We start from the raw sequence: 12,707 nt of genomic DNA, 5'->3' as shown, positions 1-12,707 counted from the left end.
GTTAATAGAGTTTGTTTGCAACCGGATAGGCATACATTTTATAAAACATGGACTTTAGAACCTCCTGTTCTCCGCTTAAATTGCTTGTTTTTTCAGCTACGTACTTTTCAAAGTTTGCTTTTTCTTCTAACGTATAATTGTTCTTAAAAACATTGGTTTGAAACGATAAGTCATATGCAACATAATTCACAGGATTTAATTGAAAATCGTTGTGAATTTGCTTATCAATTAGTGCGGTTAATTGTTTTATCTTTTCATTATCGTTACCCGATTTGTTTATTTCCGGTAATTCTTCTTGAATCACTTTGCCAAATGCTAAATGTATTTTTCCTTTTGGTTGTTTGATACCGGTGATAATACTATTTAAATCTTCTCCCGGCGCTTTTACATATTTACTATGAAGTGATGATAAATATAACTCCTGAACTTTTAAATAATCACAGGGTTCGTATTCGTAACTAATGCTTAACGGAACAATATTTAAGTCGGAAAAGCACTTTACAAAATCTTTGCCGCCACTTAATCCAAGCATTTTAAGCAAGCCTGTTTGTGTGAGATCATTTCCGTCTTTTGTTCTTCCGTTTCTTTGAGCTATCCACACACTGACATTTTTATCGAGTATGGTATGCCTGATATAAGCACTTAATTGTCGCGATATATCATAAAGCTCTTTCGCATTTCCCTCGCGTTTTACAGTGAACATTCTGTTTAGCCTACCAAAATCAGTAATAAAGCCATTGTCCATTAAATTGGAACCAAATGTGATTTCAGATGTGGAGAAACCTTCTTTTTCCAATATGATTTGAAGAATGGCACTGTCCAGTAAAATATCACGATGGTTAGCAACGAATAAGTAAGCTTTGTTTTTATCGAGCTTATCAATACCGCTCCAGGTTAAACCTTTTGATGATTCTTTAACGATGTGCCAAATGGCATGCGACATATATCCCGCCTGAAAATCGCGTACATTTTTTGTAGCGATAGCTTTTTCTCGGGCCTGTGACTCACTCATTTCAGGCCACAAATATTTCATTAAAGAAAAGTAAGTGGGGTTTTGCGCCATTTTTTGCATCACCGATTCTACTTCAGTATCATAATAAGGTCTTAGTTCCTCAAAATTAAACTCCTTTGCAAAGTCTGATATATGTGAAGGCTTTTCAACCTTGAATTCTCTCATTATCATGTTTTATTTTTTTCTGTAATCAAAAAACGTAATGGCTTTACGGCTCATTTCAGGAAATTGTTTTTTAGTAATATTCTCAGGATTATCCGTTTTGATATTTGGCGCCACTCTTAATTTAGCTCTGAAGTGGTCTTTTAATTCTTTCTCAAAGTTAGGAGGAGTTGAGTTAACACCAATGGTGATACTGATTTCATCCGTCCCGATATCATTAGTGAAAACTTCAACAATGTAATTTTTTATATATGGTACGTTGTTTAAAATATCATAGAGTGAAGGCGGGTATAAGGTAGTCCCTTTAAATTTAATCATGTGTTGTTTTCGCCCAATAATCGGACTGATCCTTAATGAGGTTCTTCCGCAACTGCAAGCTTCATAATGTGCTGCGCAGATATCTCCTGTTTTAAATCTGAGTAAAGGCATACCTTCTACACCCAATGTGGTGACCGTTAGTTCACCGGGCTCACCTTGTTTTACAGGCTTGTTGATTTCGTCTAAAAACTCAACTATTAAAAGCTCCGGATGGTGATGGCCGCCTTTGCCGGAAGTACACTCTGTAAATGCAGCACCCATTTCAGTTGAAGCATAGGTACTGTAAAGTTCTATATCCCACTTTTCTTTTATACGTTGACCTAAAGTGTTTAAACTAAAATCTTCGTTGCGAAGTGATTCACCAATGCATACAATTTTCTTTATGGAAGATTTTTTATAATCAATATTGTTCTGCTCAGCAAATTCAATCAGTTTTAAAATAAATGAAGGAACCGCAATCGCTACGCTTGGCTTTAAGCGTTTAATTGTGTCCCACTGAAATTCCGGCATCCCATTACCAACTCTAATAACCCCTGCACCCATCTGTTTTATGCCCATGAAGTAGGCAAGTCCCGCCATAAAACGGCGGTCTAGGGTTGTCATTAATTGATAAATGTCTTTGCTGGTTCCTCCGGCGCATTCTAAAGAAATACGTTCGTTATAAGCTAATCGTTCTAAATCTTTATCCGTTAAAGCAAAAGTCAGAGGGTCACCTAAAGTACCGCTTGTGGTTACATAATCAATAATTTTTTCCGCATCCACACAAATAAAGTCGGAGTTGAATTTATATAAATCATCTTTGGTTGTAACCGGAATCTTGGTTAAATCCTCTAAACAACGAATCGAATTAACGTCGATTGAATTGGCATTAAATAAACTTTTATAGTATTTAGAGTGCGTGTTTAAGTAATTTAAAAGCTCCTGTAATTTTTTCTCCTGAAATAATTTAATTTCAGAAGAACTTTTCGTTTCTATGGATGGAATGTAACTCATAAATACAACAGCCAAATTAGCAAAATTACCTCATAAAATACAAAAAGCCCGGACATTTATCCGGGCTTATGACAAAAGAAAAATTAAATCTAATTCTTTATGATTTTTATGGTAGCTGAATTATAGCTTTCTTTTACTATTACAAAATAAACACCTTGATTAAATGACTTTAGATCAATGATAGCTGCATTGTTCTCCGGTTTAATTTGATAAATTATTTTCCCCAATAAATCAGTGATAGTGATTAAATCAGCCGTTTTGTTAGATGTTACTGTAAACAATCCGTTGTTTGGATTAGGAAATACTTGGATGGAATTTTGTAAAGCAAATTCGTTGATACCTGTACAAGCAGATACGTTTTGGGTTATGGAAACAGCGCTATTGCATCCAAGGTCAAAACCTGTTACGGTATAGCTTGTTGTAGTTGTAGGTGTAACTACGATCGACGATGTTGTGCCACCTGTACTCCATGAATAAGTTGAAGCAGTACCGCTTGCTGTAAGAGTTGCTGTTTGTCCGGTGCAAATTAATGAATTACTGCTTACCACAGTTACGTTAGGGGTGTTGCCTACAGTTGTAACTGAAGAAGATTGACATCCGCCAATAGAATAATTAATGGTATATGAACCTGAGCTTGATGGCGAGAAGGAAGTGATAGCTACTGTTGATGTATTTTGAGTAAATAAGCCACCTGCAGTTACAGGAATCAATGATGAGCTAGCTGCCGGTAAACAATAGCTGCTGCTTAAACCACTAAAGGATGCATCAAGAGCTGAAGTTGCCGCAGTAATGATGATTCGTGTAGAATCGGCTGAAGTTGCAGGTGAATAAGAATCGACTTGAATATAATAGGTTGCACCCGGAGTTAAGCATCCTGCGTGAACAAAGGATGAGAAAAGCACGCCGCTGTTTGTTGAATAATCAGGATCGTCGTCATTGGCGGAAATTAAGGTTGCAGTTGAAGTGCTAAGTAATCCGTTACATGTTGCGGCTTTCCAAACAGCTAATTGTGTATCGAAGTCAGGCGACTGAATGGTAACATAACCGGAAGCTGGAGCTACAAACGAGAACCAACGTGTGTTATCAAGTGTGTTATTACACCAACTGTATTGGGAATTGCAAATACCGCCGGTAGGACTAACCTCACCGGGTTGAACCGATGCACCCATGAATTGATAATAAGTAGATGATGGACCAATAGCCAAAGGAATTGCGTTACATACATTGTCACCCGGGAAATTTACCACAACCGCTAGTGGATTATTAGTGGTATCAGATAAACAACCACCAACTGTTGAGCTGGCAACTACGGCAATATACATGGTTCCGCCGGTAGTTGCAGTAATGTTTTGTGGTGTTGTTGTTGCACCGGGAACAGCTGTCCATGGACCTGCTAGCGATGGTGCGGTAATCCATTGAATATTTCCAACAGAAGGCGATGCTGTATAAGAATTAGTAGCAAAAATATTAGTTGTAGTTGGACCGGTTACTGAGCCTGCTGATGGCGGGGTAGTGCAGCCGCCTGTTAGTTGTATGTTATCGATATACCAATCATCTCCGTCATCGTTCTCCATCATAAATGCTATGTAAACGGTTTGCCCGTTAAACGCACTTAAATTTACAATGCGATTTCTGAAATTGGTAGGATTCGTCATCGTTTCGGTATAAGTAACTATCGTTGTAAACGTAGCTGTATTAGTTTGAGAACTGGTGGATACTAATATTTTATATACGCTGCCCCAATTAGAAGTAAATGTTTCGCGTTCCCAAAAGGAAAGTACATTTGCTGTAGGGGTTATAGCCACAGAAGGACTAACTAACCAGTCTTCAGCAATTCCTGTCGGTACATTTTCATATTGAATGTAGGCCGACTGAGTACCTGCTTGTGCAGTGAACGTAGAGCTTGACCAGCTTTCAACTGTGCCAATTCCGTTATCGAACATAGCCCATCCTGTTGGAGGAAAGGTAGCGCCTTCAAAAGACTCAGGAAATGCCTGTGCTTTGGAAGTGTTTATGGCAAGTACACTGAGTGCAACAGCTGCCAGGAATTTTTTGTAGAAATGTTTCATGTGCTAGGGATTTAATACTGAAAAGATAGGAAAATAATGTATCTCTTGAATCAAATTCCGCTAAGAATCAATTAACAATTTTACTTTATTCTGTTAAAACAATAGATAAGGTCCTTTTTAATCTGATTTTCCTCTTTTAATGTGGCGATTTCAAACACTAGAGCTTTTTTGTAATAATCAAATGCTGCTGTGTAATTAAATTTTGATTTATAATAGTCGCCTAATATCTGGTAAGTAAAATAACTCTTAGGATTACTTTCAATAAACACATTTTCAAATTTCGACTTCAAGTAAAGATGCCCGGGTGCTTTTGTTATATATTGAATATAATTTTTCAGATTCTTAAACTTGACATAATCCTGGTAGGTTTTTGTATATACAAATGGGTCGGTTGGAATGGTCAATGAATCGATATATAATTCTGTTTGCGAATCCATTTCTTTAGCATTTTCAAATACTGAGTTTAAATTGTAACACACAAATTTTCCGCATTGATAGGGGTTGGTTGAAACCCACATGAGTCGGCTCTTAGGTTTAAAGATGACTCCGTGATGAGCAATTAATTGGTTCATGGCTTTTTCATTTCCTAAACCAATGTTTTTTTCGTTAATACCGGATTGGTTGCGCAAAATCTCCGCAGCTTCCAGGTAATTTATTTGCTTATGATTTTGCATCAATTGTTTTAAACGTACTTTTCTATACAGCGAAGAACTTTCAATTTGGTTTTTCAAGTTAGTATACTCTAATGCGAATTTTTCCCCCTGATAATGATTGGAACATAAAATTTCATTCGTGCCTGCATCGTAAACATCCATTCCATCAGGTGTTTTTTCAATGATAATTGCCTTATTGTCGTTCGCGCTTCCTATTAAAATACTTTCCGAAACAAAAACATCTCTTTTTTTTGCTATTTCAATCGCGTCGTTAATGTTTTTTGAAAATTGTAGAATTTCTCTGGCAAGTAATGCTATGGGTGTAGCTGCGTCGGTGGGAATAGAACTTTTTGCCGCATTGATAGTTACCGTTATTCCCTGATCGTTCATTCCGCTTGCTGCGCCAATAAATCCGGCCCAGGTAATAGTCGCAAATTTATAACCTCTCTTTGGGTTTGTAAATTGGATGATTTTATTTTGGGCAAATTCATCACCACTGTAAAAATCAAAATTTCGAGCAATTAATAATTCGCCGTCTTCGCTTTTATCGTTCCATACACCAAAGGAGGTGCATCCAACCGTCATGTTTTTATCTTGCAACGCATGACCAATATCGTGAGCGCCGTGATAATTTAAAATGCGATGATATTTCGGCCCTACAAAATCATATTTATCGGAGGCAAATCGCGAAATACCGTAAATCTCTTCTTTGTATTCGTCTGTAATGTGGTCGGGTAGATGGCGATTAAAATAAGCCACAAAGTATTTTAAGAATTTCAAATAGATTAAATCAGGAATCAATAATTGTATTTGCTTAAAAAACGCTTCTTCCTGATAGTTGGCCAATTCCTTGGTGAGATGACCGTTAGCTGCTCCGCGTTCAAACCCATCACCTTCTACATACAGCTCCCATAAACCGTGTTTGTTCTTTTTAAGAAAACTGTTTTCTATTTTATAAAAATTGTCGCCGTATTGCGTACGTTCTTTTTTTAAAGCAGAATTGTCGGCTATTTCAGGCTCGCTGATCTGAATGGCTATAATGAAGTAAATGGCAAAACCAATCAGTAATACCAAAAACACCAAGAAGGTGCGTAGCAATATGCGCCCCAGCTTTTTAAGCATAGTCAAATTTACGAATAAATAAAGCTTAATCCTTGCGCAAATGCGTAGTGGTGGTGAATTTCTTTCCTACAGCTTTGCAGATGTATTTAGTAACATCTCGGCCTGTTTTGATGGCAATAGGTAATCCACCACCGGGTTGATTCCAATGGCTGCTATAGTAAAAGTTTTTCAAACCCGGTAAAGTAAAACCGACAGGGCTCGGTGATAACAAATTTTTTCCCGGAAGCCAGCCTTGAGTACTGCCTTTCCAGTTATTGGTGTATCGATAAACAGTGGCGGGCGTAGCCATGTCACTCATCTCTAATTTGTCTTTAATTCCGCCAAGTCGTTCATCAAGCAAGTCGATAATTTTTTGAGTAAATTCCTTTTTTACTTCTCTGTATTTCGGACGGTCGTTTTTTCTCAGATCAATCCACCAGTCGCCATTTTTTGTATAGAAACTCACAACAACCGATGTTTTTCCTTCGGGAGCCATGGTGCGATCGTAATTGTAGATATGAACTTCCAGTCGGTCGTATTTAGTTCCGTCGGGCAAAATCAAATCTTCTTTAAGCGGGAAGCGTGAGAAATGCGGATGGTCTTTTAAATCGGCATTAATGCCAAATCCCAAATGAACTATAGAATAAAACACTTCCAGTTTTTTTAAATCGCGCAACTGAAGAATTTTATCATTCACATATTTCCCGTCGAGTAAATTAAACACACTAAAATTCCAATCCGCAGCCGATAAAATAATATCAGAATGATGAACAATATCATTACGAACCAACAATCCTTTAGCGGTATTGTCTTCAACAATTATTTTTTTAACCGGTGTTTTATAATGAATTTTCCCGCCTAATTTTAAATAAGCCTGCTCGATTTTTTTCGCAAATTCAAGCGAACCTCCAACCGGATAGCCGGCACTTTTTTTATCAAAAACCGATAAAGGCATGGTGATCACTAAAATATTTACTTCATTGCCATCGTACAGTAATTCAAAGCTCTCTCTTAAAAACGGATTCTTTAATTTCTTAGCGAATGTATAATTGGTTTCGTTTTTTAATTTCAAAAACCACCAAACAAATTCGAGATAACGCGTCATTTTTATCCCTCTTATCATGTTTTGAAAGAAGGGCAAATCATCCATGATGGGAGGTAAGTCAAATTTTTGCATCACGCGCATGGATTTAATTAACTCGTCGATTGGTTTTTTATCTTCCGGCGATAAATCCAATAGGTATTCATGTAGTTTGTTTAAATCTGTATAGAGTTTAAAAACATGACTACCGTATTTGTCTTTGTTCTTTACTTCAACTTCAATGCGGATATCGTGATTTACGAATTCCACTTTTTTCATGTCAAGAATTTCCATCCACATTTGATGAAAGGAACTCCCGGTATCGCTGCCTAAAATCCAATGAATGCAACCATCAATGGTGTAGCCGTTTTTATGCCAACTGGTACATAAACCACCGGGAATGGCGTGCTTTTCGAAAATTTCTGTTTCAAAACCGTTCATCTGCAAGTAACAACCTGCAGTTAAACCCGACATGCCCGCGCCTATGATACTAACTTTCATTTAGAATGAGTATAAAAGTAATGAATTACTTCATAGTTCGGAGTTGTTGGCAATAGATTTTCGGATTTTTAAGAAGGAGTTTGAAAATACAAGAAACAAATACAAGAGTAAGATGGAGTCTTACACCTTCATCGGGCGGATTTTACTTTTGATTACAAATCCGTTTGGAAATTCAACCTGAATTTTTTTCAAGGCTTCGAATGCTTCAAGTTTAGTTCTGAAATCACCAACCGTAATGATAAAATTCGGTTGATCGTAATCTTCATACGGCGTGTAATCGGTGAATTTTTGCGAGAATTTAGTTTTTACTTCTCTGGCTTTTACTCTGTCGGTACCAAAGTGAATTTTAATTCTGTACCCATCGTATTCACCGTTGTTGAGTTTATTGTAAGTAGCTTTTTTCTCCATCAGTTGTTTTACTTTCAACTGAGTTTGCATTTGATCGTTGTGTGGATTTTCTTGCGCATAATTAGTGCCCGCAATACATATAATTAGAAAAAAAAGTAATCGTTTCACGATTCAAAGTTAAATTAAATTTTAAGAAAGTTTTTGTGCTTATGTTTTTTTAGCAAAGCCAAAAGTATCTTAAAATAAGCGAACTAAGTTATACCCAGTTTAATTGTAAAAATATCACGCATTTCTCAGGTATCGCAAGCGCTTTATAACGTGCTGTTTATCAGTATAATTAATACGCTTTTGTTTCCGTCACTTCCAATTATTATTCTTAAATTTGGGGCTTACATTAAAAATATAAGATGGACAAGTTTTCTTATGTAGGTACCAGTGATGTAAATGCGATTGAATCATTATTCAATCAGTATTTGCAAGACCCCAATTCGGTTGACGCTTCGTGGAGGGATTTTTTTAAAGGTTTTGAATTTGCACGCACATCGTATGATGATGGTGGTGGAATTCCTGAAAATGTAGCGAAAGAGTTTAAGGTGATTAGTTTAATCGCCGGTTATCGTCAACGCGGACATTTATTTACTAAAACGAATCCGGTTCGCCAACGTCGTACGTATGAGCCAACTTTAGCTTTAGAGAACTTTGGTTTATCAGATAAAGATTTAGAAACCGTTTTTCAGGCGGGTAACGAAATAGGAATTGGTCCGGCTAAATTAAAAGACATAGTTGCACATTTAAATCAAACATATTGTCAGAGTATTGGTGCAGAGTATATGTTCATGCGTGAGCCACAAGTTGTAAAGTGGTTGCAAGAGCGCATGGAGAAGAATAAAAACACGCCTAGCTTCACTAAAGATGAAAAGCGAATTATCCTTAAGAAATTAACGCAGGCGGTTGTTTTCGAAAATTATTTACACACGAAGTTTGTCGGACAAAAACGTTTTTCTCTGGAAGGAGGCGAAGCAGTTATTCCGGCTATGAACGCATTAATGGAGCATGGTGCTAATCTTGGTATTCAGGATTATGTAATCGGTATGGCGCACCGTGGGCGTTTAAATGTTCTTACCAATATCATGAATAAAACCTATAAGGATGTATTCACTGAGTTTGAAGGACGCCCAAGCGAAGATTCTTTATTCGACGGTGATGTTAAATATCACATGGGTTATTCATCGGATCAAATTAGTGATGGCGGTAAAAAGACACACATGAGTCTGACTCCAAATCCATCACACTTAGAAACTGTTGATCCTGTTGTAACGGGAATTGCCCGCGCTAAAATTGATAATCTTCATAATGGTGATAATTCAAAGGTATGTCCTGTGTTATTACATGGAGATGCTGCTATTGCCGGACAAGGTGTTGTGTATGAAGTATTGCAAATGAGTCAGCTCGATGGTTATAAAACAGGCGGTACAGTTCATTTTGTAATTAATAATCAGGTTGGTTTTACAACTAACTTTTTAGACGCACGTTCATCCACGTACTGTACAGATATTGCAAAGGTTGTTTTATCACCGGTATTCCACGTGAATGGTGATGATGTGGAAGCTCTATGTTTTATTTCAAAATTAGCAATGGAATTCCGTCAGACTTTCCATCGTGATGTTTTCATTGATGTATTGTGTTACCGTAAATACGGTCATAACGAAGGTGATGAGCCTCGCTTTACGCAACCTGTTTTGTATAAGGCAATCGCGGCACATGCTAATCCGAAAGATATCTATGTAAAAAAATTAGAAGCGGAAGGTTCTGAATTAGCTGCAGAGGCGAAGGAAATTGAAAAAGGATTTAAAGCGCAGTTGGATGCTAACTTAGATGAAGCTAAGAAAACAGAGAAGGCTAAAATTACATCTTTCCTCGAAGGAAGCTGGAAAGGCGTGCGAATGGCAACTGATAAAGATTTTGAATCTTCTCCTGATACAGCCATCAGCGAAAAAGTATTTTTAGAGTTAGCTCAAAAAACTACAGAATTACCTAAAGACAAAAAATTCTTTAATAAAATTCAAAAAGTGTTCGACGACCGTAAGGCGATGATCGCGAATGATAATTACGATTGGGCGATGGGCGAGTTGTTGGCTTATGCTTCTTTAATGAAGGAAGGTCATCATGTTCGTTTCAGCGGACAAGACGTTGAACGCGGAACTTTCTCTCATCGTCATGCGGTAGTAAAAGTAGAGGATAGCGAAGAAGAATATACACCATTAAATAATTTAGGTACCGACGGACAATTACGTATTTACAATTCACACTTAAGTGAGTACGGTGTTTTAGGTTTCGAATATGGTTACGCTTTCGCTTCTCCAAGCATCTTAACTATTTGGGAAGCGCAGTTTGGTGATTTCTTCAATGGTGCGCAAATCATCATTGATCAATATGTGGCATCGGCAGAAAGTAAATGGCGTCGTATGAATGGATTGGTAATGTTATTACCACACGGTTACGAAGGTCAGGGACCGGAACACTCTTCAGCACGTATGGAGCGTTTCTTGCAAATGTGTGCGAATAATAATATTTACATTGTCAACACAACAACACCGGCTCAACAATTCCATGTATTGCGTCGTCAGTTAAAACGTGATTTCCGTAAGCCATTAATTTGCTTTACGCCAAAGAAATTGTTGCGTTATCCTGCATGCGTAAGTAAAATCACTGATTTTACAAAAGGAGGGTTTAATGAAGTGTTAGATGATAATTTAGCGGACGCAAAAAAAGTAACACGTATTGCTTTCTGCAGCGGTAAAGTATATTACGATTTAATTGAGCGTCGTGCCAAGGAAAATGCGGATGATATCGCATTTGTACGATTAGAGCAATTGTATCCTTTCCCGCAAAAACAAGTAGACGAAATTTTAAAGAAATACAGTAAAGCAAAAGATTTGATGTGGGTGCAGGAAGAAACCGAAAATGCAGGTGCTTGGCGCTACATTGATGGAAAATTGCGTTCGTTGAATTTAAAATATGTAGGTCGTGATGAATCAGCTTCACCGGCAACAGGATTCAGTAAACGTCATAATGAGGAAAGTGAAAACATCATGACAAAAATCTTTTCAAAAGTATTAATGAAATAAAAACAAATTCAAACATTCAAAAAATAAGATATGGCAATCGTAGAATTAAAAGTACCTAGTCCCGGAGAATCAATTACTGAAGTTGTCATTGCCCGTTGGGTAAAACAAACTGGCGATGTAGTAGAGAAAGATGATGTATTAGCAGAAATTGACTCTGATAAGGCAACATTAACCTTAAACGCTGAAGAGAGCGGAAAGATTGAAGTATTAGCTGCGGAAGGCGATACGGTAAAAGTAGGACAGGTAGTAGTGAAGATTGACACCTCATTTAAACCGGAAGCAAAACCAAAAACAGAAGCTAAGGCTGAAGTAAAGGTTGAAGCAAAGAAGGAAGAAAAGCAAACTGTAACAACTACCGTTGAAAAAGCCGGTACTTATGCTACAGGTACACCAAGCATCGCAGCTGCAAAAATGATGGCTGAAAACGGTATTAAATCTAATCAGATTAACGGTACAGGTAAAGACGGACGCATCACAAAACAAGATGTGTTAGCTGCTCTATCTAACGGTCTTCCAACAGCTCTTGAAGTTGTTTCAAATAGCTGGAAAGGCGGCCGCGATAAAGATAAAGTGAAGATGACTTCGTTACGTAAAACGGTTGCGAAGCGATTGGTTTCAGTGAAAAATGAAACAGCGATGTTAACTACATTTAATGAAGTTGACATGAGCGCTATTTACGCGATTCGTGCGAAGTATAAAGACAAATTCAAAGAAGTTTACGGAACTAATATTGGTTTCATGAGTTTCTTTACAAAAGCAGTGACAGAAGCCTTGTATCATTTCCCTGCGGTTAATGCGATGATTGATGGCGAAGAAATTGTTTACAATAAGTATTGTGATATCGGTATTGCGGTAAGTGCACCAAAAGGTTTAATGGTTCCTGTGTTGCGTAATGCCGAGTTAATGAGTTTAGCGCAAATTGAAGCAGGTATTAAGGATTTAGCTATTAAAGCACGCGACGGAAAGTTAACTATTCCTGATATGGAAGGTGGAACTTTTACGATAACTAATGGTGGTGTATTTGGAAGTATGATGAGTACGCCAATCATTAATCCGCCGCAAAGCGCTATTTTAGGCATGCACAACGTTGTGGAACGCCCAATGGCAGTAAACGGTAAAGTAGAAATTCGTCCGATGATGTATGTTGCTTTAAGTTATGATCACCGTATTATCGACGGACGCGAAAGCGTTGGATTCCTTGTAAAAGTGAAAGAAATGTTAGAGAACCCAACTAAGATGTTATTCGGCGGAAAAAATCCGGAAGAGATTTTATTGGGATTGTAAACTTTTGTTAATCTCTGAGAACAGCACTTAATTATACTTAACTTTGCTTAAATTAAA

General features: G+C 37.4%; 8 protein-coding genes. 2 read left to right on the top strand and 6 right to left on the bottom strand.

Annotated features, from left to right (window positions below; genetic code table 11):
• Position 1: 1 nt before the first annotated feature.
• From J0L69_00130 to J0L69_00105, 6 genes are all read right to left on the bottom strand, one after another.
• Positions 2 to 1,177: a 1-acyl-sn-glycerol-3-phosphate acyltransferase gene (locus J0L69_00130; protein MBN8691563.1), complete on the bottom strand. Its 1,176-nt coding sequence runs from the start codon at positions 1,175 to 1,177 to the stop codon at positions 2 to 4.
• Positions 1,178 to 1,186: 9 nt separating this feature from the next.
• The gene (locus J0L69_00125; GenBank protein ID MBN8691562.1) at positions 1,187 to 2,485 is read right to left on the bottom strand and encodes an AMP-binding protein; all 1,299 of its coding nucleotides are present in this window, start codon (positions 2,483 to 2,485) and stop codon (positions 1,187 to 1,189) included.
• An 89-nt stretch (positions 2,486 to 2,574) separates the two neighbouring features.
• Complete coding sequence (locus J0L69_00120; GenBank protein MBN8691561.1) at positions 2,575 to 4,554, bottom strand: T9SS type A sorting domain-containing protein; 1,980 nt, start codon at positions 4,552 to 4,554, stop codon at positions 2,575 to 2,577.
• Positions 4,555 to 4,634: 80 nt separating this feature from the next.
• Complete coding sequence (locus J0L69_00115; protein ID MBN8691560.1) at positions 4,635 to 6,329, bottom strand: peptidase C45; 1,695 nt, start codon at positions 6,327 to 6,329, stop codon at positions 4,635 to 4,637.
• 25 nt (positions 6,330 to 6,354) lie between these two features.
• Positions 6,355 to 7,890 (bottom strand): NAD(P)/FAD-dependent oxidoreductase, encoded by a 1,536-nt coding sequence (locus J0L69_00110; GenBank protein MBN8691559.1) that lies wholly within the window; start codon positions 7,888 to 7,890, stop codon positions 6,355 to 6,357.
• Between the two features lie 120 nt (positions 7,891 to 8,010).
• Positions 8,011 to 8,406: an SPOR domain-containing protein gene (locus J0L69_00105; protein ID MBN8691558.1), complete on the bottom strand. Its 396-nt coding sequence runs from the start codon at positions 8,404 to 8,406 to the stop codon at positions 8,011 to 8,013.
• A 239-nt stretch (positions 8,407 to 8,645) separates the two neighbouring features.
• On the opposite strand from J0L69_00105, the gene J0L69_00100 reads away from it, so the two are divergent.
• Both J0L69_00100 and odhB read left to right on the top strand, forming a co-directional pair.
• Positions 8,646 to 11,366, top strand: coding sequence for a 2-oxoglutarate dehydrogenase E1 component (locus tag J0L69_00100; GenBank protein ID MBN8691557.1), 2,721 nt, complete (start codon positions 8,646 to 8,648; stop codon positions 11,364 to 11,366).
• 30 nt (positions 11,367 to 11,396) lie between these two features.
• Positions 11,397 to 12,650 carry a 2-oxoglutarate dehydrogenase complex dihydrolipoyllysine-residue succinyltransferase gene (gene odhB / locus J0L69_00095; GenBank protein MBN8691556.1) on the top strand — a complete coding sequence of 418 codons (1,254 nt, stop codon included), beginning with the start codon at positions 11,397 to 11,399 and terminating at the stop codon, positions 12,648 to 12,650.
• Positions 12,651 to 12,707: the final 57 nt, after the last annotated feature.

The organism is Bacteroidota bacterium (assembly GCA_017303905.1).
Taxonomy (GTDB): domain Bacteria; phylum Bacteroidota; class Bacteroidia; order B-17B0; family Aurantibacillaceae; genus JAHEYG01.
This window is presented reverse-complemented; position numbering and strand designations above follow the sequence as displayed.